Source organism: Celeribacter sp. SCSIO 80838 (assembly GCF_056498065.1).
The window spans coordinates 1,766,823-1,785,983 of sequence record NZ_JAZKMA010000001.1; the positions used below are offsets into that span (position 1 = coordinate 1,766,823).

Sequence of the window (19,161 nt, forward strand, 5' to 3'; positions counted from 1 at the left end):
TCCTTGCGTGGCTCCGACATAGCGCGGCTTGGCGCGGGTCTCAAGCGTCTCGAAATCCGCGCCGGTTGCGTTAGCCGCGATAGGTGTCCTTGCGGGACCGCAGCTCGAATTCCACATCGGCGTCTTTGGCCGGTGTCGGCGTGCTCGTGACCTTGCAGTTCACCTGCTGGCCGACGAAATCCAGCTCCTTGCCGCCATTCACGACAGGGGTGAACCAATTCAGATTTGATGTGATCGACTTGCCGTTCATGGTCACGACCGAGTCCCGAAGTGCAATTTTCGACATCTGCATCGTTTTGGAAGGACCGCGCGTGGCATAGCCGCCGCAGACCGTCAGATATCCGTCCGTGTTGTAAATTTCCCAGAAAATATGGGTTTCGCCCATTTTTTCCCAGTTCCAGACGGAATGCGCGTAGTTCTTGTCAATCGTTGCCGTGCCGGAAATACCAGCGGCATCGGCTTGAGTTGCACCACAGAGCAGGCCCAGCGCAAGCAGGGCGTTACGAACAGATTTCATGAAATCCCCCAAGTATCGTCGTCGTTCAAAAGGTTCGTGAACGGATTGGACGCGAAAAGGGGAAGGGGTAAAAGCGTCCGAAGCGGTTCAGTCGTCGTGTTTCGGAATGTGGTGCGACGGGGCCACATAGGGGCGGGTCACGTCCTTCAAGGTCACATCCAGCGCCTCGACGTCGAGTGCGATGGTGCCGTCACCCGCCAGCGTGATCTCGACCGTGCCCATGCCGTCCTCGGAAGGGCTGAAAGTCACGGCCAGAACCGACAGGATCATCTCCTTGTCGCCCGACGGCACACCCGAGGAGCGCGCCGCCATCACATCGTCGAACAAAAGAACCGCCTGCACCCGCTCGACCGGACGTTTCCGGCGTTCGGCGGTCTCGACATCTTCCCAGCGGAACCGGTTGATCAACAAAGCAAACCGGCGATGCGTCGCGTCATAGGAAATCTCGCCCATCGGCACGATGGCGTCCTGCACCAAGGCCGAGATCACCGTCAGGTCATCCGTATCCATCGCCTTGAGCGCCAGAGGCCGCTCATAACCGTCTTCGAACCGGGCGTCTTCCACCATCAGCCTTTGATCCTCTCGATATGCGCCCCGATGCCGGAGAGCTTTTTCTCGATGAATTCATATCCGCGATCCAAATGATAGACCCGCGAGACCACCGTTTCGCCCTCGGCGGCAAGCCCTGCCAGAATGAGCGACACGGACGCCCGCAAATCGGTCGCCATCACCGGCGCGCCCTTGAGTTTCCCGACGCCATGCACCGTGGCATGTCCGCCATGCACTTCGATCTGTGCGCCCATGCGAATGAGTTCCGGGGCGTGCATGAAGCGGTTCTCAAAGATGGTTTCTTCCAGAACCGACGTGCCCTCGGCGGTGCACAAAAGCGCCATCATCTGCGCTTGCAAATCGGTCGGAAAACCGGGGAAGGGTTCGGTCACCACATCGACCGCTTTCACCCGGTCGCCATTGCGTTTGACGGTCAGCCCGCGCTCGGTCTCGGTGACGGAAATCCCCGCCAGTTCGAGCTTTTCGACAAAGCTTTCCACGAGCGACAGCTTGCCACCCAGACAGGTGACTTCCCCGCCGCAAATCGCAGGCGCCAGCATAAATGTGCCCAACTCGATCCGGTCGGTCACCACCGGGTGCGTCGCGCCATGAAGTCGGTCCACGCCCTGAATTTCGATCCGCGAGGTGCCCGCGCCTTCGATCTGCGCGCCCATCTTGTTGAGGCAATCGGCCAGATCCACAATCTCCGGTTCGCGCGCCGCATTCTCCAGAACCGATGTGCCTTTCGCCAGAGAGGCGGCCATCAAAAAGTTCTCGGTCGCGCCCACAGACGGAAAGCGCATCTTGTGCACCGCACCTTTAAGACGCCCGCCCGCCACCTTGGCATGCAGATACCCGTCCTTAAGCTCGATCTCCGCCCCCAAGGCCTCCAAAGCCGTGGTGTGCAAATCCATGGGCCGCGCCCCGATCGCACAGCCGCCCGGAAGCGACACAACCGCATGCCCAAGCCGCGCCAGAAGCGGGCCGAGCACCAAATTCGACGCGCGCATCTTGCGCACGATGTCATAATCGGCGACCGGGTTGATCTCCCCGTGACAGGACATCGCCTGCACCTTGCCGTCCTGCAATGCGGACACCTCCGCACCGAGAGAGGCGAGAAGCGCGGTCATCGTCTTGATGTCCGACAGCCGCGGCGCATTGGTCAGCGTCAGCGGCTCATCCGACAGAAGTGTTGCGGGCATCAGCGCGAGACAGGCGTTCTTCGCCCCCGCAATCTCGATGTCGCCATTCAGAGGCCCGTTGCCCCGCACCAGAATCGAATCCATCCGCTCGTCTCACTCGTCCTTGCCGTCGCTCTCCTCGGAGGCCGTGCGCGCGCGCGCCTGCGCCTTGCGCCGCTGAAGATTGGCCTTCAGCGCAGCTTTCAACCGCTCATCCCGGCTTTTCGGCGCAGGTTTCGCGGGTTTCCGTGAGGGATCGGTCTTGTTGTCCATGCTGTTCCATGTAGCTAATGCCGCATGCCCCGTCCAGTGTTGCTGGGGGAGGGACCGATCACGGTTTGGCACATCGCGGTTTTGCAAAATCATGGCCAGCGGGTGAACTTTCGCTCTGACAGAGTGATCGCAATTTAAGATTTCATAGTCCGGGAAGATTTCGAACATCAGCTTCACGACGGCGTATATGTGTAACCGCCAAAGATTGCGTCAGGCGATCCACACCAAGGAAGATCTCCTTCGCTTCGAGTTTCCGTAAAGTGTTTTGCGATTGTTTCGATGACGGGGCAAAACCCGTAATTCCACCGCTCTTTGGGGTCCGACAAAAGTCCGACGCAAATCCGACGCTTTGCCGACAGGGTTCTTCTCGGAAATCTCGGTAGAATCCGGCCCGTCGGAGAGGAGGGGGCAAGGGGAGAGGGGCGGTTGGAAAAAGAAACTTTGCCCGAGGTGAATTTTTTCGCGAAATTGCGCTTGCACCCTGCGTCGATCACGTCTAATTAGCCGCCCACAGCGACGGTGATACGGTCACTTGACGCACCCCGGCGCTGCTGTAGCTCAGAGGTAGAGCACTCCCTTGGTAAGGGAGAGGTCGAGAGTTCAATTCTCTCCAGCAGCACCATTTCCTCCATGATAAACAGTCACTTGAGGATCGCCCGCCTGCGCGCGTCGGGCGGCAATTCGTCTCGTTTCGGACATTCTCCGCGACAGGCTGGGCGAAACCTGTCACTGAGGTCCTGTGTCAGGAGGGACCATGCCGATCATCGACATGTTGAAAGCGCGCGTGCGCGGCAAGGGAATGCGGATCGTGTTTCCCGAGGGCGGCGACGCCCGGCTCCGGCCTGTGGTGGACACGCTGATCCGTGAAAATCTGGCGCGCCCGGTTTTGCTGTTCAATAGCTTAGAAGTCTTGGAAAATGCTGGGGAATTCCCTGATGGCGTAACCTGTATGACGGTCGACGATCCGGCGCTTGCGCAGCAGTGGGCCGTAGATTTTCGAGAGCAAAACCAGAGGGTTTCCGAGGCCCGCCTGTTGCGCGGTTTCCCGAAGCCCTTGCATGCGGGGGCGATCATGCTGGGCGCGGGCGGGGCCGAGGCGATGGTCGCAGGGCTTGTCGCCCCGACCGAAGAGGTGATCCGCACCGCCTTCACCTATCTCGGGCTGAACGACGGGTTGAAAGCGCCGTCGAGCCTGTTTCTCATGCGCATTCCGGGGTTTGTGGGCAGCGAGGGCGAAGCGGTGATCTTTGCCGATTGCGGTGTGCAGCCCGCCCCCGACAGCGCCGCCTTGGCGCAAATCGCGTTGACGACGGCCCAGACCGCGACCGATCTTTTGGGTTGGGAGCCGCGCGTCGCCTTCCTGTCGTTTTCCACCGATGGCAGCGCCAGGCACGACAAGGTGGATTTGGTCCGCGACGCGGTGCAGATCGCACAAGCCGAAGCGCCATCGTTGAAAATCGACGGTGAATTTCAACTGGATACGGCCATTGTGCCCGAGGTCGCAGCCCGCAAACTGTCGCGCCCCTCCGAGGTCGCCGGGCGGGCCAATATCCTGATTTTCCCCGATCTCGATGCGGGCAATATCGCCTATAAGGCGGTGCAACGCTTTGCCCGCGCCGATGCCTATGGTCCGTTCTTGCAGGGCTTTCGCCACAGCGTCAGCGATCTGTCGCGCGGCTCGACCTCAGAGGACATTCTGGGCGTCGCGCTCATGGCGCTCGCCCGGGCCGAAGGACAGATGCGACGTGCGGCTCAGCCCTGAAACGGGTAGGGGCCGGGGTAATCGCCGGTCGGGATCACGTCGGACACGAGGCACGGAAGCGGTGCATCGAGCCATGTGTAAAGCGTCACCCCACCGGGTTCGAGCGTCAGACGGTTGTCCACTCCGGGGCGCAGGTCGACGTCGACCGCATGGCCGGTCGCGGGGGCGATCTGACAGGTGATGCGGCCGATCTGGGTGGTCATGGCGCGGTGCACATGGCCGGAAATCATCCGCACCGGGCCGGGATGGGCGGCGAGCCGCGCCATAAGCGCCGCCCCGTTGCGGATATTGTCGGCATCCATCGTGGTGATCGCGGAGGGCATCCACGGGTGATGGGTCGCGACGATCACCGGCTGATCGCCGATCTCGCTCAGGACCTGATCGACAAGCGCAAAGCCGTCGTCGCAGAGATCGCCGTGATGCGCGCCCTCAAGCAATGTGTCGAGACCGATGAGCGAGAACGGCCCGAAATCGCGGTGCCACTGGATCGGTCCCTCTTTCGTGAGCCAGTGGGCGCCCGCGAAAGCCGCCCGCATCGGAGCGCGCCGGTCGTGATTGCCCGGAACGGCCAGCCACGGCAGCGCCAGAGGCGCCATCAGCGCGCTGAAATGGGCGTATTCCTCCGGCGTGCCGTGATCCGTGAGATCGCCGGTGACAATCACACAGGAGACATCGCCCAGAACCGGCAGCTTGGCGTTGATCGTCTCAATGGCGCGGGTGAGCGCGGCTGCGGTGTCGGAACGGCCACAGGCCAGCGCGCCGGGAGCGACGATATGCGTGTCGGTGATCTGGAGAAAAGCAGGCATTCAGGCAGGTTCTTTCGGCAGGAGGATGAGGCGTTCGGGGGCGATGGCAAGGCGCACTTCCTCGCCGGGGCGCGGCGCGCTCAGCCCGCTGTGCAGGGCAAAAAGCGGTTCATGCGCGACCCCGTGCAGGGCGATGCGGTAATGCGTTCCGAGGAAGGTGACGCTTTCGACGCGGGCGGTCAACGGGCCTTGCGCGTCAAGTCGAATATCCTCGGCGCGGACGAACACATCGTGCCCGGGCGAGGAGGAAGGCAGGGGGAGGCTGCCGCCCGGAAGGTGCAACTCCGCCCCTTCGAGACGCCCGCCAAGCGCCATGGCATCGCCGACGAAACGGGCGACAAAAGCGGTGGCGGGATTGCGATAGAGCGCCTCGGGCGTGCCGATCTGGGCGATCCGACCATGTGACATGACGGCGACGCGGTCGGCGATGGCCATGGCCTCGTCCTGATCGTGGGTGACGAAAATCGCGGTGATGCCGAAGCGGCGCAACAACACGGCCAGCTCGTCGCGGAGCTGCGTGCGGAGTGCGGCATCGAGCGCGGACAGCGGTTCGTCGAGCAACAGGACACGCGGGCGCGGCGCGACAGCGCGGGCCAGCGCCACGCGTTGCCTCTGGCCGCCCGAAAGCGCGGTGACAGGGCGTTCGGCATAGGGGGAGAGCTGGCAGAGGGCGATCACCTCTTCGACGCGCGCGGCGATCTCTGCGCGGGGCAGGCCCTGCATCTTGAGGCCATAGCCGATATTGCCGCGCACCGACATGTTGGGAAACAGCGCGTAGGATTGAAACACCATGCCGATCTTGCGTTTCTCGACGGGCTGGGTGGTCACATCCTCGCCGTCGAAACGGATTTTCGCACCGGGATCGGCATGCTCAAGTCCCGCGATGATGCGCAGGAGCGTAGTCTTGCCGCAGCCAGAGGGGCCGAGAAGCGACAGGATCTCGCCCTGCTCTACGGTCAGGTCGGTGGGCAAAAGCGCGCGGGTCGCTCCGGAGAAGGTCTTGGCGACCTGAGTGAGGGTCAGGGTCATTTCTGCATCCTTTGGGCGCGGGCGCTGGCCCATTGCATGGCCATCAAAAGTGGCACGATCATCACGAAAAACACCAGCGTATAGGCGGAAGCGATTTCGAGCCGCATCGAGGCGTAGCTGTCGGCGAGGCCTACGGGGAGGGTTTTGGTCAGCGGCGTGTGCAGCATCCAGGTCAGGTTGAACTCGCCGATGGAGAGGGTGACGACGGTCAGTGCACCGGCAAGAATGCCCGGCAGCGCGTTGGGCACGACGATGTCGAGAAAGCGCCGGAGCGGCGAGGCGCCGAGCGTGGCTGCGCCTTCTTCGAGCGTTTTGAGATCCATCGCCGCCAACACGGCCAAGACGGAGCGCACCATGAAGGGCAGGGTATAGAGCACGTGACCGACGAGGATGAAGGCGGGGCTGGCGCGGAAGGCTTTGAAGGGGCCGTAAAGTTGCAGGAGCGCGAGGGCAAGTGCGAGGCCGGGAATGGCCAGTGGCAGGGAGATGAACTCTTCGAGCAGGCGCGACAGTCGACCGGGATGTCGCGCCAAGGCATAGGCCGCAGGAACGCCGATCAGGAGCGTAACGAGGAGGCAGGCCAGCGCCAGACCGATCGAGAGGAAAATACTGTCGGCATAAAGCTCCCAAACCTGCACGATCCATTTGAACGTCAGCCCCGAGGACAGGCCCCGAAAATAATTCGCCGTCACCCCGGCCAGCACGGATTGCAGCGTCGGGACCAAGAGAAAGGCACAGGCCAGAAGGGTGACGAGAAGCTGCGCGAGTTTTGCGGGAGATTTCCACATGTCAGCCTCCTGCCGCCACGGTGGTGCCGGAGAACATTCGGGCGATCAACAGCATCGCCCATGTGACAAGACCGAGCACGACGGAGAGGGCCGAGGCCATGGCGAAATTCGCCGACAGGGTGAATTCGGTGTAGATCACCATGGGCAAGACGTCGATGTCGGTCGCCAGAGTGAAGGCCGTGCCAAAGGCACCCATGGCGGTGGCAAAGGCGATGGCGCCTGCCGCGATCATCGCGGGGGCGAGCGCGGGCAGGATCACGTCGATCACAACCCGATAGGACGGCGCGCCGAGCGTCCGCGCGGCCTCTTCGAGTGCCGGGTCGATCTTTTCCGCCGCCGCCATGACGGTCAAAAGTACCCGCGGGATCGAGAAATAGAGATAGCCGAGGAACAGACCGAAGATCGAATAGGCAAAGACGATATGGCCGGGCAGCAGTTGGTTGAACAGGCCCTGACGTCCGCCAAGAAGAATGATCATGAAACCCACGACGACACCGGGAAAGGCCAGCGGCAGGGTCAGGATCGACACCAGCGTGTCGCGGCCGCGAAACCGGTTGCGCGCCAGAAACAGCCCCGCCGTGGTCGAGATCGCAAGCGCTGCAACGGTGACGGCGAGCGACACGAGAACGGTCTGGAGCAGGGTCGAGAGATACCGCGGGGTTTGCAGGATTTGCAGGTAAATGCCCCAGCCCGCCTCGCTGTCGGCGGAGCCGAGGAGCAGTCGCGCAAGCGGCAGGGCCAGAAAGGCGAGGGTGAAAATCGCCAGCGGCATGAGGCAGGCGAGGGTGAAACTGCGGGCGGTCACGGACATGTCCTTTGGAAAGTGTCGGGCGGGGAAGAGACCCCGCCCAAGGCAGGGCTTATTTCAGTTCGGAGAGGTACCGCTCACCGAACCCCGCTTGCGCCTGTTCCATCGCGGCGTAATCGACGGCAGCGGCGCGGGCATAATCGCTTGCTGGCAGGAATTTCGCGGCGATCTCGGCCGGCAGTTCGACAGGACGCGCGGGTTGCAGATAGGCGTTGGTCCAGATCGCCTGACCCGCGTCCGACAGGATGAAATCGAGCGCTTTTTTCCCGGCCTCGGCGTGCGGCGCGTTTTTCACGAGGCTCATCACATAGGGCACGCGCACCGAACCTTCGCAGGGCAGGACGAATTCGAAATTGCCATCTTCTTCATATTTGGCGCGGTAGGCATTGAAATCGTAGTCGAACAGGATCGGGATTTCACCGGAGACGACGCGCGCAAAGGAGGTCTGCTTCGGCACGATGGGGGCGTTCTCGGCAAGCGCCTTGAAATAGGTGATGGCCGGGTCGAAATCCGTGAGGCTGCCACCGTTGGCAAGGTTCACCGCCACGGCACCGGCATAGCCGACAAAAGCGGAAGAGGGATCGAGATAGCCGACCATGCCCTTGTATTCGGGCTTGGTCAGATCGGCGAAACATTGCGGCACCGGCGCACCGGCCAGAGCATCGACGTTCACGAAAAAGCCGATGGTGCCGTAATGCACGGCGAACCAGTTGCCTTCCGGGTCCTTCAGACCCTCGGGGATGTCGTCGAACCCGGTCGGTTTGTAAGGCTCAACGAGGCCTTCCTTGCCCGCTTTGATGCCGGTGGTGACGCCGTAATAGGCGACATCGGCCACCGGGCTTGCCTGTTCGGCGACGAGCTGGGCATAGGTTTGACCGGAGTTCTTGTTGTCCTGCGGCATCTTCACGCCGGTCTCGGCTTCGATGGCTTCGAGCATGGCGCCCCAGTCGGCCCATTGCGGTGGGCAGTTGTAGCAGACGGCATCCTCGGCGAGGGCGGGTGCGGCGATCGCGGTTGCGAAAAGCACCGAAAGAACAGTATGTTTCATGGGTTCATCCTTGTTTGAGATCGGTCTTGAGCGAGGGAACAGACGGCGGTCGGGCGGCCACCCGATCGTCGTCGAGGTCTTCCGTGCAGGGCGCGGCAAGCGTGGCCCCGGCGCGGAAATCGAAGGGCAGGGGCGGAGGCTGTACAAGCACGCCTCCCTGCATCAAATCCAGAAGTGTGCGCGCCGCCTGACGTCCCATCGCTTCCGGCGCGGTTTCGATGGTCGCCAAGGGCACGTCGAGCAACCGCCCGATCTCAATCCCGTCGAAGCCGACGACAGAGAGGTCGTGCGGCACGCGCCAGCCCAGAAGACGGGCGGCTTTCTGTACGGCGATGGCGAGGAAATCGTTGGAGGCAAAAATCGCGGTGAGATCGGCGTGGGCGTGCAAAAGGGCTGCGAGCCTCTCCGGTTGGCGGGCTTCGGCTTCGGTCAGTTCGATCAGCACCGGATCGGCCATGCCAAGGCTTTGGCACTCAGCACGAAAGCCCGCGTAGCGGTTGCGTGAGCGATCCGAACTTGCGAGTTTGAGCGCCAGAAACCCGGTGTGGCGATGGCCGCGCATTGCGAACTGTCGCGCGACCTCGCGGGCGGCGGCCTCATTGTCGACATAGGAGGTGGTGAAACCGGGGATCGGGTCGTGAAACATCAGCGACAACGGGATGCCACGGGCGCGCGCCAGATCGAGCGCGGGCGTGTCTTTGGGCGCGACCAGCGTTGCGAGCAGCCCGTCGACGCCTTTGGCGATCAGGGTCGCGAGCGCCTCGTCATCCGCCGCCGCGTCGTAATTCGAACTTGCGATCAAAAGCTGATAACCGCTTCCGGCCAAGGCTTCCTGCACCCCTTGCACGGCTTCGGCGAAGACCGGGTTTGCAAGGGAGGGGACGAGGCAGCCGATGGTCATCGTGCGGTTGCTTTGCAGCGCACGCCCCAATGCGCTGAAGGAAAATCCCAGATCGCGGGCGGCCTGTTCGACACGGGCGCGCACATCGCCGCTTGCGGGGCCTGAATTGTTCAACACCCGGCTGGCGGTCGCGACGCCACAGCCCGCGCGGTTGGCAACATCCTTGATGGTGACTTTGGGCTTTGGCGGCATGCGACGGTCTCGGAAGATTCGGCTTTGGAAACGTTTCCACAGGTAGGTTTACAGGTGGTTCCAAACAGAAATGTGACAGTGCGCGGCCCGCAAAAGAAGATCACCGCCCGGAGGCGGTGATCGTGACGTCGAATTTTTCGGTGGTTTCGGAAGGTCTCAGGCCGGTTTTGCCGCCAGTTCCGACAGCGTGAGGCACAGTTCGGTCGCCACGGCCATGTCCTGAACCGAAATCCATTCGAGCGGGCCGTGGATGTTCTGCATCCCGGTAAACAGGTTCGGCATAGGCACCCCCATCTCGGTCAGGCGCGAGCCGTCGGTGCCGCCACGGATCGGCACGGAGACCGGGGCGAGGCCGATCTTGCGGCAGGCCTCATTGGCCAGATCGACCGGCGTCATGTCCTTCTCAAGCCAGTAGCGCATGTTGCGATATTGCGGGCGAATCTCGCAGGTGATCGTGGCGCGCGGCTCGGTTGCGGCCACCGCATCGCAAACCTGCTGCAACAGCGCCCCCTTCGCCGCCAACCCCTCGCGTTCGAAATCGCGCAGGATGAAACGGAGTTTCATCTCGGACGAACCGCCCACCATATCGGTGGCATGGATGAACCCGTCCACCCCGTCGGTGGTCTCCGGCGTCATGGTGACATGGGGCAGGGTCTGGATGATCTTTGCGGCCAGATGGATGGCGTTCACCATCTTGTCCTTGGCAAAACCGGGATGGATCGAGACGCCGGTGACGGTGACTTCGGCGGCGTCGGCGGAAAAGGTTTCGAACTCGATCTCGCCGACCTTACCCCCGTCGAACGTATAGGCAAAATCCGCGCCGAGGTCTTTCGGGAGCCGGGGCGATACGCCGCGCCCAATCTCTTCGTCGGGGGTAAAGGCGATGCGGATCGGACCGTGCGGAATTTCGGGATGGGCCAGAAGGTGCTCGGCGGCGGTCATGATGATCGCGACACCGGCCTTGTCATCCGCCCCCAAGAGTGTGGTGCCGGAGGCGGTGACGATGTCATGGCCTTGTTTCGTGGCGAGATAGGGGAAATCGGTGGGAGACAGCACCAGATCGGGGTTGTCCGGGAAGGTGATCTCGCCGCCATTATAGCCGCGCACAACACGCGGTTTCACGCCGGTGGCGTTGAACTGCGGTGCGGTGTCGACATGGGCGAGAAAGCCGACGGTGGGGCCTTCGGCGGTACCGGGAATGGTCGCCAGAACCACGCCGTAGTCGGTCAGTTCCACATTGGACGCGCCCATCTCGGTCAGCTCGGTTTCGAGCAGGCGCAGGAGATCGAGCTGAATCGCGGTACTCGGCGCGCCGGGGGCGTCTTCATCGCTTTGGGTGTCGATGGCGGCATATCGGACCAGGCGGTCCTCGAGGTCCTTGTCGAACGCGTGAGTCATGGGATGTCCTTCTCTGTTGCCTCAGAGAAGGGAACCTGCGGGCCGAAGAGTCAAGGGCACGGTCCGCAGCGGATCAGGCCGCTCCCGTAATCTTGTTCACATGGCCCATCTTGCGGCCCGGTTTCACATCCGCCTTGCCATAAAGATGGATCGCCACGGAACCGTCTTTCGCAAACTCCGGGATGCGATCCACATCGTCGCCGATGAGGTTCAGCATCTCGACGTTGGAATGCCGTTTGCCATCCCCCAGAGGCCAACCGACCACGGCGCGGATGTGTTGTTCGAACTGGTCGATGACGCAACCGTTTTGCGTCCAATGGCCGGAATTGTGCACGCGGGGCGCGATCTCGTTGACCACGAGGCCGCTGGGGGTGACGAAAAGCTCGACCCCCATGACACCAACATAATCCAGCGCGTTCAGGATTTTGGCCGCGAGCAAGACGGCATCTGTCCGCTGCGAGGGTGTCAGTCGTGCGGGCACGGTGGTGGTGTGCAGAATGCCGGATTTGTGCACGTTTTCGCCCGGATCGAAACAGGAGATATCCCCCGCCTGACCACGCGCGGCAATCACCGAGACCTCATGGGTAAAGCTTATGAACCCTTCGAGGATCGCGGGCGCTCCGGCCATATCGGCAAGCGCCTGATCCGCCTCGGACAGGTCCATGATCCGGGCCTGCCCCTTGCCGTCATAACCAAAACGGCGGGTCTTGAGGATCGCGGGGGCTCCGATTGCCAAGAGCGCTTCGGCGAGATCGACATCGTTATCCACCGCAGCGAATGGGGCGACTTGGAGACCGAGATCGGAGAGGAAAGTCTTCTCGACCAGACGATCCTGCGACACGGCCAAAGCCTTGCGGTTCGGGCGGATCGGCACGATCGACTCGATCAGATCGAGTGCCGAGGTCGGCACGTTCTCGAACTCATAGGTCACCACATCGACGTTTTCGGCAAAGGCACGGAGCGCCGCCTCGTCTTCATAGGGCGCGGTGGTGACGGTGTCGGCTACATGTCCGGCGGGCGGGTTGGCGCCCGGCTCATAGATATGGGTTTTGAATCCGAGGCGGGAGGCGGCAACGGAAAGCATCCGACCCAACTGCCCGCCGCCCAGAATGCCGATGGTCGCGTTCGGGCCGAGAGTTTGCCCATTCGTCATCACGTCAGTCATCGGAAGGCTCATCGGGGATGGAAGCAGACAGGGCGTCGCGCCAGGCGTCGAGGCGTTCGGCCAGCGCCGGGTCCGCAGTGGCGAGAATGCCCGCCGCCATCAGACCCGCATTGGCCGCACCGGCCTCGCCGATGGCCATGGTGGCAACCGGGAAGCCCTTGGGCATTTGCACGATGGAATAGAGGCTGTCGACGCCCGACAGTGCCCGGGTCTGAACCGGGACGCCAATGACAGGCACGCGGGTTTTGGAAGCCATCATGCCCGGCAAATGCGCGGCGCCGCCAGCGCCCGCGATGATCACCTTGAGACCGCGCCCGGCGGCTTCCTTGCCATAGCTCCAGAGCCGGTCCGGTGTGCGGTGGGCGGAGACGATCTTTGCCTCATAGGGCACGCCCAATTCATCCAGAATGTCCGCTGCGCGTTTCATGGTGGGCCAGTCCGACTGGCTGCCCATGATGATGCCGACTTCGACGCTCATATGGCTGATCTCCCGGAAAAGTGTCGCTTTCCCGCCTTATAGCCCATGCGCACGAAGACGCAATCTTTAGGCGGTGCGCTTACGCAATGATGTCAGGGGTGATCTGGTCTGCCAGAAGCGCGATCCGGTCCTTGAGCGCGAGTTTCTGCTTTTTCATCCGTTGCAGGCGCAGGGCGTCGAGATGGCCGGTCTCCTGCATGGCCTCAATTGCGGCGTCGAGGTCGCGGTGCTCGCGTTTCAACATCTCAAGTTTGACCTTGAGCACCTCCAGATGATCCATACGGTTGGACACGTTCATCGCGTTGTCTCTATGTGTTGTTTCGGCGTTCGCTTTTCCAAGTCTAGCGGGAAATCTTCAAAACTCAAAGCGTTCTGAGAGGGCCTTGAAGCCCGTGGCGTCTGGCCCCATATTTTCAGGGAAGGGTTGCCGCATCCGGGACCCGTGTAACGGACACAGTCGCTTCTGAGAAAGGACGTGGTGATGACGAAAGTAAGCTTTGGCGCCCATCCGTTTCTGCTGGGTTTTGACCAGTTGGAGCGTTTGGTGGAGCGCACGGCGAAATCCGACGCCGGAGGCTATCCGCCCTATAACATTGAACAATCTTCCGAGAATACCTACCGGATCACGCTCGCGGTGGCGGGCTTTGCCGAGGAGGATCTCGCCATTACGCTCGAAGATCGCCAGCTTGTCGTGCGCGGTCGTCAGCCCGAGGCGGACGAGGCCCGCGTCTTCCTGCACCGGGGTATCGCCGGGCGTCAGTTTCAACGCTCTTTCGTGCTGGCCGACGGGGTCGATGTCACCGGAGCCTCGATGGAAAACGGGCTTTTGCACATCGACCTGACCCGGGCCGTGCCCGACACCATCGTACAGACCATTCAGATCAGGAAGGGGTAAGCCATGAATACGCGCTATCCGCATCTGCCCTCTGAGGGGGGCGAGGAGAAAATTGTCTATGTCCGTTCAGTTGCCGTGGCCGATCTGCCCGAAGAGGTGCAGGCGCAGGCCGGGGGGCTTGACCATATCTATTCGGTGAACGGCGCAGATGGTACGCGTCTGGCGCTGGTCGCCAATCGCCATCTGGCTTTCATGCTCGCGCGAGAGCACGATTTCGCGCCGGTGAACGTGCACTGAGGACGCGGCCCGGCCCTCCCTCTTGCAAAGCCGGGGGGCCTGACCTACCGAAGGGCAAGGAAAGTTTTGCTCTCGGGAAAGACCGCCATGAAAGATTTCGTTGTTTCGCTGACCGCGATCCCGCCTCGGTTCAACGATCTCATGCCGACTCTGCTGTCCCTGCGTGCGCAGAAACACGTCAATATCCGCGAGATTCGTCTCGATCTGCCGAAGAGCTATCGTCGTTTCCCGTTCGATCCGGCGACGGATCTGCCCGACCTGCCGAACTGGGTGACGCTTCACCTGCACGAGCAGGACTATGGACCGGCGACAAAAATCCTGCCCGCAGCACAGGAGTATGCCGGACGGGACGTGTTGCTGTTCTTTTGCGATGACGATCAACGCTATGAGCCGGAGCTGCTTTTCAAGCTCGGGATGGCGGCCGAGGCGCATCCCAATGATGTGATCGCCAACATGGGCTATAACCTCAACGAAAGGCTGGCCAATCCCTGTTACACTTTTCCGCGCAGTTTTCAGCCGCGGGCGATGCGGCAACGCAAGGACTGGCATTACCGGTTGTGGCGGTTGCGGACAGGATTGCGCCAGAAACGCGCCTTCATCGGGACGCCTGGCTACATCGACATTGCCGAAGGCTATGGCGGGGTTCTGGTCCGGCCGTCGTTCTTCACGCCGGACATGTATGACATTCCCGAAATCCTCTGGACGGTGGACGACCCTTGGCTGTCCGGACATTTCACCAAGAACGGCCATGGTATCTGGCGCCCGACGAACACGTTGCGGTTCGGTCATAACCGGGGGGCGGAGGCTCTGGCGGATTTTGTTTACCAAGGGCATGGGCGGGCTGAGGCGGATACGCTTTGCATCGAATATTTCCGGCGCGAATACGGGCTTTGGGGGGGCGATGACCCTGAGACCCGTTTCAATCGAGACTTGACGGAGCCACGCCACTGGCAGGGGTGAGCGCAGTTTGCGCCCCACGCGGCTAAACCCAGGTTATAAGCCGGCATATTTCACGCGAAAGGCATTTGCCGGGGCCTGAAACGGGGCCTAGCTTCGGAGTATCGACCGGGAGACGAACCCCGGGAGGCGAGCCAGAAAGCGAGCAATATGAAAGTTTCCCAATCTTACAGCGGGCTGCAAAAGATCCTGCACTGGGCGGTGGTGCTGACCTTCGCCTTCAACTACGTGGTCTCGGACGGTATGGGGCGGGCGTTGCGCACGTTCACCGAGACCGGAGTGAACGACAACACCACTGCGAAGCTGCATGTGATCGTCGGCGTGACGACGCTGGTTCTGATGATCATCCGGCTCGTGGTGCGGCTGATTCAGGGGGCGCCCGCCTTGCCGCCCGCACCGCACCCGCTGATGGAGAAAGCTGCGCACGGGGTGCATTTCCTGCTTTATGCCGCGATGATCGCGACGCCCGCTGCCGGTGGGGCCGCCTGGTTCCTTGGCATTCATGCCGCAGGCGACGCCCATGAGGTTCTGGTGAACCTGACGCTTCTGCTGATCATCGCCCATGTCGCGGCGGCGCTCTATCACCAGTTCATCCTCAAGGACAATCTGCTGAAACGTATGGCCCCCCACTGAAAGCCGGATGCCATGTGTGAAAAGCCCCGACCGTTTGGCCGGGGCTTTTTTGATGGCCGCAGGCATGCGCCTCAGAGCGCGAGGCGATGTGACGCCCGGATCACCTTGGGCTCGAAGAGCACGCAATGGGTGAGGTCTGGCCGGGAGCGAGAGGAATAGAGCATGGCCTCCGCCCCCTCTGCGCGGGCTTTGTCCGAGAACTGCCATGTCGGGGATGCGGCGCCTGTTTGGCGGAGGTCCTGCCAGACGACGGAGAGGGCTGGGTCGCCGCTGTGATCGCTCAGATGCGAGACGGCGATCTCAAGCGTCCAGAGATCGCGTTCGACCCCGTCACCGGCATAGCGCGCAATGGCGACGCGGGTGCCTTCCGGGGTCAGGGAGGTGTAGATCGCTGGCTGGCCGTCGTGGTGAAAACGGCCCTCTGGAGAGGAAACGGGCCGTTCCGGGTTTTGCCCCGGAACGACCAGACGGTAGACGGTGAGCAGAGTGGTGCTCACTCTTGTGCGGCGAGCCAGTGCTCGGCGTCGAGCGCCGCCATACAGCCCATACCTGCCGAGGTCACGGCCTGACGGTATTTGTGGTCGGTCAGATCGCCTGCGGCGAAAATGCCGGGGATGGAGGTTTCCGTCGAGCCCGGTTTCACCGAAACATAGCCGCCATTGTGCAGCTCCAACTTGTCTTTCACCAGCTCATTGGCGGGCGCATGGCCGATGGCGACGAACACGCCTTTCGCCGGAATGTCGGTGATCTCGCCGGTCTTGACGTTGCGGGCCTTGACGCCGTTCACGCCCTTCATCGGGGCCTCGTCGCCATAAACTTCGACCAGCTCATTGTCCCAGAGCGGCACGATCTTTTCGTTCTTCATCAGACGGTCGATCAGGATTTTTTCGGCACGCAGGCTGTCGCGACGGTGGATCAGCGTCACTTTCGAAGCGAAGTTTGTCAGGAACAGCGCCTCTTCCACAGCGGTGTTGCCACCGCCGATCACAACGATCTCCATGTTGCGATAGAAGAACCCGTCACAGGTGGCGCAGGCGGAAACGCCATAGCCCTTGAACTGTTCTTCGGTCGGCAGGTTCAGCCATTTGGCGCGCGCACCCGTCGCGAGGATCACCGCGTCCGCCGTGTAGATCGTGCCGCTGTCGCCCTTGGCCACGAACGGACGGCTCTCGGTGTCGAGTTCAACGATCAGATCGGAGATGATCTCCGTTCCCATCGCGCGGGCATGCTCTTCCATTTTCACCATCAGTTCCGGACCCTGCACTTCGGTGTAGCCGGGGAAGTTTTCAACCTCGGTGGTGGTGGTGAGCTGGCCGCCCGGCTCCATCCCTTGCACGAGGATCGGCGAGAGCATCGCGCGCGCGGCATAAACGCCAGCGGTATAGCCCGCAGGACCGGAGCCGATAATCAGAACTTTGGTGTGTTTCGTGTCCGCCATGTCGGGACCCCATTTTTGCGTGTTGTCTTTGCTGTTGGCTTCGATATAGACACCGCCGGGCGGCGACGCAAACCCTGTGCGACGCACAGCCGCGGTGAAAAAATGGGCAGTCGATGGGGGAGTGCCCGTTTGCCGCACATTGCTCACGCGAAATCCTCTTGAAACTTTCTTGCTATAATGAGAAAGAATATTGCGCGCAAATGCCGATTTGCGCACATCTATGGAATTAAGGGCCTTATCAGGCCAAGGCGGAAGACAGATGCCCTCACATAAACTCGACGAAATCGACCGGAAAATTCTTGCGGAATTGCAAGCCGACGGGCGGATGACCAACGTCGAACTGGCGCGCCGGGTGGGGATTTCCGCACCGCCCTGTCTGCGTCGGGTGCGCACGCTTGAGGAAAGCGGCTTCATCAAGGGCTATCACGCCGTGGTGGACACCCGTGCGCTGAACTTCGAGGTGCAGGTGTTCGCCATGGTGGGTTTGCAAAGCCAGGCGGAAGTGGATCTGTCCAAGTTCGAGGCGAAATGCCGGGAATGGTCGCTGGTGCGTGAGTGCCATATGCTGAACGGAGAGGTGGATTTCATCCTGAAATGCGTCGCCCCCGATCTCTCGACCTTCCAGAGCTTTCTGACCGGTGAACTCCTGTCGACGGAAAACGTCGCGTCGGTTAAGACCTCGCTGGTGATCCGCTGCGCCAAGGACGAACCGGGTGTGCCCTTCGATGTGCTCGAAGCGCGGCTGGCTCAGAACGCCTGATCTTTTGGCATCTACATGAAAAAACGGCCCGCCTTCTGGCTGGCCGTTTTTCGTGGAAGACCGGTCGGAGGGAAGACCGGTCGTGGAAAGATTTAGCGGAACATCAGCTCCAGAAGATCGCCGGGCGTGAGGCGCGGATATGCCAGCGCACCGAAATCGCCGAGGGTTCCGAGATGCGGGAACAATGCCATGAAGCGCGCGCGCAGATCGCCCTGCAATTGCCCGGTGGCGCTGGTCCCGGGGTGGTAACTTTCAAGCTCGACCCCGTTGACCCGGATCAGGCTGTGCCGTTCGAGCACAAGGTGATAGCTGCGCACGGTGGAGATTGGCGTGATCTCGATCACGGACACCCCGTCGACCATGCCGGTGATCGGGGCCAGCGCCTGCGCGGTGCCAAGCCAGGATTTCAGGGCATCCGCCTGCAACAGGTAGCGGGCACCACCGCACAGCATCAGGTCGGGCGACGGACGACCGAGGCCGAATGTGTCGGCGGTGATGCGATAGAGCCGTTCGGCACGGGCTTCGGGCGCACGCGTGCCGTGGGTGTCGAGCATTTTGGAGCCGATCCATTCGACCCGTTGTACGCCATTGTCGATCGTCACCACCTTGTCGCCGGGCAGCAAGTCCTCGATCGCCACAGGTCCCGCGACGGTCGGGATCAGCGCGCCGCGTGCAAAAGCGTTGAAGGCGGCTTCGAACACGGGGAGTGCGGGGGCGTTTTGCGGCGTTTCGCAAATGTCACCATTCGGTGCGCGCCAGAGAATGTCGTAGCGGCGCAGCGCCTGCACATGGCGCTCTACCGGGCGGGCGCGGCGCACTGTCCAAGCGGCTTTCGGCTGCACTGTGGCGAGGCCGGAGCCGGACATATGGTCCAGAGCATGGGGCAGCGGTTGCGGAAGAGCACGGCGCTCGGCGCTCAAGTGCGATCCGGCCAAAGAGCCAGACAGGGGCTGCGACATCGGAAACCTCTTACTGTGTCGGCCCCCACCGATAACAGTTCCGATACGATCTCAGATTTACGGCAGGATTGTCAAAAATTTTAGCTAATTACAGTTAACGGCGGAACCAGTCGCCCGGTCCGCCGTCGCTTTGTTTCTTTGTGTCGGGTCAATGCTGCGCCTGTCGAGCTTCGGGGAAGCTTCAGGACGCGAATCGCCTTGCCGGACGGGCTCAGGCCGAGCGGCGCAGCGTCGGTTTGTCGGCTTTCTTCACGATGAAAGCGGTGCGGCGGGCACCACGGGCCCAAGGCATTTCGACCTCAGTCTTTTTGGCCTCGGCGATCATCGATTTCATCCAGCGACGGTTTTTCATATCTGCCTCTCTCGTGACCTGAGCCGCAGGAATGA

24 protein-coding genes and 1 tRNA gene are annotated in these 19,161 nt (G+C 61.9%); 7 read left to right on the forward strand and 18 right to left on the reverse strand.

What is annotated here, in order from left to right; all coding sequences use genetic code 11:
* Positions 1–70: 70 nt before the first annotated feature.
* The 4 genes from V1475_RS08815 to V1475_RS08830 all read right to left on the reverse strand — a co-directional run bounded on the left by V1475_RS08815 (position 71) and on the right by V1475_RS08830 (position 2,688).
* Positions 71–517, reverse strand: a complete 447-nt coding sequence (locus tag V1475_RS08815; protein WP_479412451.1) for a hypothetical protein — start codon at positions 515–517, stop codon at positions 71–73.
* 87 nt (positions 518–604) lie between these two features.
* A complete protein-coding gene (locus V1475_RS08820; RefSeq protein ID WP_434288547.1) occupies positions 605–1,084 on the reverse strand; it encodes a DUF2948 family protein in 480 nt (159 codons plus the stop codon).
* Entirely contained in the window at positions 1,084–2,352 is a 1,269-nt protein-coding gene (gene murA / locus V1475_RS08825) for a UDP-N-acetylglucosamine 1-carboxyvinyltransferase (RefSeq protein WP_434288545.1), read from the reverse strand. Before murA ends, V1475_RS08820 begins: the two co-directional genes overlap by 1 nt.
* A gap of 9 nt (positions 2,353–2,361) precedes the next feature.
* Positions 2,362–2,688 carry a hypothetical protein gene (locus tag V1475_RS08830; RefSeq protein ID WP_479414000.1) on the reverse strand — a complete coding sequence of 109 codons (327 nt, stop codon included), beginning with the start codon at positions 2,686–2,688 and terminating at the stop codon, positions 2,362–2,364.
* Positions 2,689–3,067: 379 nt separating this feature from the next.
* On the opposite strand from V1475_RS08830, the gene V1475_RS08835 reads away from it, so the two are divergent.
* Positions 3,068–3,142 (forward strand) — tRNA-Thr (locus tag V1475_RS08835).
* Positions 3,143–3,274: 132 nt separating this feature from the next.
* On the forward strand, positions 3,275–4,282 hold the full coding sequence (locus tag V1475_RS08840; protein ID WP_479412452.1) for a phosphate acyltransferase: 1,008 nt from the start codon (positions 3,275–3,277) through the stop codon (positions 4,280–4,282).
* Here V1475_RS08840 and V1475_RS08845 read toward each other — a convergent pair.
* From V1475_RS08845 to V1475_RS08890, 10 genes are all read right to left on the reverse strand, one after another.
* A complete protein-coding gene (locus V1475_RS08845; protein ID WP_479412453.1) occupies positions 4,273–5,088 on the reverse strand; it encodes a phosphodiesterase in 816 nt (271 codons plus the stop codon). The two genes, V1475_RS08840 and V1475_RS08845, sit on opposite strands and share 10 nt — an antisense overlap.
* Complete coding sequence (locus tag V1475_RS08850; protein ID WP_479412454.1) at positions 5,089–6,117, reverse strand: ABC transporter ATP-binding protein; 1,029 nt, start codon at positions 6,115–6,117, stop codon at positions 5,089–5,091.
* A complete protein-coding gene (locus V1475_RS08855) occupies positions 6,114–6,905 on the reverse strand; it encodes an ABC transporter permease (RefSeq protein ID WP_479412455.1) in 792 nt (263 codons plus the stop codon). The genes V1475_RS08850 and V1475_RS08855 overlap by 4 nt, the downstream gene beginning before the upstream one ends.
* A gap of 1 nt (position 6,906) precedes the next feature.
* Positions 6,907–7,716, reverse strand: a complete 810-nt coding sequence (locus V1475_RS08860; RefSeq protein WP_479412456.1) for an ABC transporter permease — start codon at positions 7,714–7,716, stop codon at positions 6,907–6,909.
* Between the two features lie 49 nt (positions 7,717–7,765).
* Positions 7,766–8,761 (reverse strand): ABC transporter substrate-binding protein, encoded by a 996-nt coding sequence (locus tag V1475_RS08865; RefSeq protein WP_479412457.1) that lies wholly within the window; start codon positions 8,759–8,761, stop codon positions 7,766–7,768.
* 4 nt (positions 8,762–8,765) lie between these two features.
* Positions 8,766–9,854 (reverse strand): LacI family DNA-binding transcriptional regulator, encoded by a 1,089-nt coding sequence (locus V1475_RS08870; RefSeq protein WP_479412458.1) that lies wholly within the window; start codon positions 9,852–9,854, stop codon positions 8,766–8,768.
* Between the two features lie 156 nt (positions 9,855–10,010).
* The gene (gene pepT / locus V1475_RS08875) at positions 10,011–11,252 is read right to left on the reverse strand and encodes a peptidase T (protein ID WP_479412459.1); all 1,242 of its coding nucleotides are present in this window, start codon (positions 11,250–11,252) and stop codon (positions 10,011–10,013) included.
* A 73-nt stretch (positions 11,253–11,325) separates the two neighbouring features.
* Positions 11,326–12,417, reverse strand: coding sequence for a 5-(carboxyamino)imidazole ribonucleotide synthase (locus V1475_RS08880; RefSeq protein WP_479412460.1), 1,092 nt, complete (start codon positions 12,415–12,417; stop codon positions 11,326–11,328).
* Positions 12,410–12,895 (reverse strand): 5-(carboxyamino)imidazole ribonucleotide mutase, encoded by a 486-nt coding sequence (purE, locus tag V1475_RS08885; RefSeq protein ID WP_479412461.1) that lies wholly within the window; start codon positions 12,893–12,895, stop codon positions 12,410–12,412. The genes V1475_RS08880 and purE overlap by 8 nt, the downstream gene beginning before the upstream one ends.
* 79 nt (positions 12,896–12,974) lie before the next feature.
* On the reverse strand, positions 12,975–13,193 hold the full coding sequence (locus tag V1475_RS08890) for a YdcH family protein (protein ID WP_434288524.1): 219 nt from the start codon (positions 13,191–13,193) through the stop codon (positions 12,975–12,977).
* Positions 13,194–13,376: 183 nt separating this feature from the next.
* On the opposite strand from V1475_RS08890, the gene V1475_RS08895 reads away from it, so the two are divergent.
* The 4 genes from V1475_RS08895 to V1475_RS08910 all read left to right on the forward strand — a co-directional run bounded on the left by V1475_RS08895 (position 13,377) and on the right by V1475_RS08910 (position 15,617).
* On the forward strand, positions 13,377–13,790 hold the full coding sequence (locus V1475_RS08895) for an Hsp20 family protein (protein ID WP_479412462.1): 414 nt from the start codon (positions 13,377–13,379) through the stop codon (positions 13,788–13,790).
* Between the two features lie 3 nt (positions 13,791–13,793).
* Positions 13,794–14,027 (forward strand): DUF1150 family protein, encoded by a 234-nt coding sequence (locus V1475_RS08900; RefSeq protein WP_434288521.1) that lies wholly within the window; start codon positions 13,794–13,796, stop codon positions 14,025–14,027.
* A gap of 87 nt (positions 14,028–14,114) precedes the next feature.
* Positions 14,115–14,987, forward strand: a complete 873-nt coding sequence (locus tag V1475_RS08905) for a glycosyltransferase family 2 protein (RefSeq protein ID WP_479412463.1) — start codon at positions 14,115–14,117, stop codon at positions 14,985–14,987.
* A gap of 147 nt (positions 14,988–15,134) precedes the next feature.
* A complete protein-coding gene (locus V1475_RS08910) occupies positions 15,135–15,617 on the forward strand; it encodes a cytochrome b (RefSeq protein WP_479412464.1) in 483 nt (160 codons plus the stop codon).
* Positions 15,618–15,688: 71 nt separating this feature from the next.
* Here the strand turns inward: V1475_RS08910 and V1475_RS08915 are convergent, their stop codons facing one another.
* The gene (locus tag V1475_RS08915) at positions 15,689–16,114 is read right to left on the reverse strand and encodes an RES family NAD+ phosphorylase (RefSeq protein WP_479412465.1); all 426 of its coding nucleotides are present in this window, start codon (positions 16,112–16,114) and stop codon (positions 15,689–15,691) included.
* Entirely contained in the window at positions 16,111–17,055 is a 945-nt protein-coding gene (gene trxB, locus V1475_RS08920; protein WP_434288513.1) for a thioredoxin-disulfide reductase, read from the reverse strand. Before trxB ends, V1475_RS08915 begins: the two co-directional genes overlap by 4 nt.
* Positions 17,056–17,314: 259 nt before the next feature.
* On the opposite strand from trxB, the gene V1475_RS08925 reads away from it, so the two are divergent.
* On the forward strand, positions 17,315–17,815 hold the full coding sequence (locus V1475_RS08925; RefSeq protein ID WP_434288512.1) for an Lrp/AsnC family transcriptional regulator: 501 nt from the start codon (positions 17,315–17,317) through the stop codon (positions 17,813–17,815).
* Between the two features lie 92 nt (positions 17,816–17,907).
* Here V1475_RS08925 and V1475_RS08930 read toward each other — a convergent pair whose 3' ends face one another.
* Positions 17,908–18,774 carry a Hint domain-containing protein gene (locus V1475_RS08930; RefSeq protein WP_479412466.1) on the reverse strand — a complete coding sequence of 289 codons (867 nt, stop codon included), beginning with the start codon at positions 18,772–18,774 and terminating at the stop codon, positions 17,908–17,910.
* 211 nt (positions 18,775–18,985) lie between these two features.
* Entirely contained in the window at positions 18,986–19,126 is a 141-nt protein-coding gene (locus tag V1475_RS08935) for a hypothetical protein (protein WP_479412467.1), read from the reverse strand.
* Between the last annotated feature and the right edge of the window lie 35 nt (positions 19,127–19,161).

Coding starts and splice junctions, on each gene's coding strand:
- V1475_RS08815 (WP_479412451.1), bottom strand. CDS start 517: ATGAAATCTGTTCGTAACGCCCTGCTTGCGCTGGGCCTGCTCTGTGGT.
- V1475_RS08820 (WP_434288547.1), bottom strand. CDS start 1,084: ATGGTGGAAGACGCCCGGTTCGAAGACGGTTATGAGCGGCCTCTGGCG.
- murA (WP_434288545.1), bottom strand. CDS start 2,352: ATGGATTCGATTCTGGTGCGGGGCAACGGGCCTCTGAATGGCGACATC.
- V1475_RS08830 (WP_479414000.1), bottom strand. CDS start 2,688: ATGTTCGAAATCTTCCCGGACTATGAAATCTTAAATTGCGATCACTCT.
- V1475_RS08840 (WP_479412452.1), top strand. CDS start 3,275: ATGCCGATCATCGACATGTTGAAAGCGCGCGTGCGCGGCAAGGGAATG.
- V1475_RS08845 (WP_479412453.1), bottom strand. CDS start 5,088: ATGCCTGCTTTTCTCCAGATCACCGACACGCATATCGTCGCTCCCGGC.
- V1475_RS08850 (WP_479412454.1), bottom strand. CDS start 6,117: ATGACCCTGACCCTCACTCAGGTCGCCAAGACCTTCTCCGGAGCGACC.
- V1475_RS08855 (WP_479412455.1), bottom strand. CDS start 6,905: ATGTGGAAATCTCCCGCAAAACTCGCGCAGCTTCTCGTCACCCTTCTG.
- V1475_RS08860 (WP_479412456.1), bottom strand. CDS start 7,716: ATGTCCGTGACCGCCCGCAGTTTCACCCTCGCCTGCCTCATGCCGCTG.
- V1475_RS08865 (WP_479412457.1), bottom strand. CDS start 8,761: ATGAAACATACTGTTCTTTCGGTGCTTTTCGCAACCGCGATCGCCGCA.
- V1475_RS08870 (WP_479412458.1), bottom strand. CDS start 9,854: ATGCCGCCAAAGCCCAAAGTCACCATCAAGGATGTTGCCAACCGCGCG.
- pepT (WP_479412459.1), bottom strand. CDS start 11,252: ATGACTCACGCGTTCGACAAGGACCTCGAGGACCGCCTGGTCCGATAT.
- V1475_RS08880 (WP_479412460.1), bottom strand. CDS start 12,417: ATGACTGACGTGATGACGAATGGGCAAACTCTCGGCCCGAACGCGACC.
- purE (WP_479412461.1), bottom strand. CDS start 12,895: ATGAGCGTCGAAGTCGGCATCATCATGGGCAGCCAGTCGGACTGGCCC.
- V1475_RS08890 (WP_434288524.1), bottom strand. CDS start 13,193: ATGAACGTGTCCAACCGTATGGATCATCTGGAGGTGCTCAAGGTCAAA.
- V1475_RS08895 (WP_479412462.1), top strand. CDS start 13,377: ATGACGAAAGTAAGCTTTGGCGCCCATCCGTTTCTGCTGGGTTTTGAC.
- V1475_RS08900 (WP_434288521.1), top strand. CDS start 13,794: ATGAATACGCGCTATCCGCATCTGCCCTCTGAGGGGGGCGAGGAGAAA.
- V1475_RS08905 (WP_479412463.1), top strand. CDS start 14,115: ATGAAAGATTTCGTTGTTTCGCTGACCGCGATCCCGCCTCGGTTCAAC.
- V1475_RS08910 (WP_479412464.1), top strand. CDS start 15,135: ATGAAAGTTTCCCAATCTTACAGCGGGCTGCAAAAGATCCTGCACTGG.
- trxB (WP_434288513.1), bottom strand. CDS start 17,055: ATGGCGGACACGAAACACACCAAAGTTCTGATTATCGGCTCCGGTCCT.
- V1475_RS08925 (WP_434288512.1), top strand. CDS start 17,315: ATGCCCTCACATAAACTCGACGAAATCGACCGGAAAATTCTTGCGGAA.
- V1475_RS08930 (WP_479412466.1), bottom strand. CDS start 18,774: ATGTCGCAGCCCCTGTCTGGCTCTTTGGCCGGATCGCACTTGAGCGCC.
- V1475_RS08935 (WP_479412467.1), bottom strand. CDS start 19,126: ATGAAAAACCGTCGCTGGATGAAATCGATGATCGCCGAGGCCAAAAAG.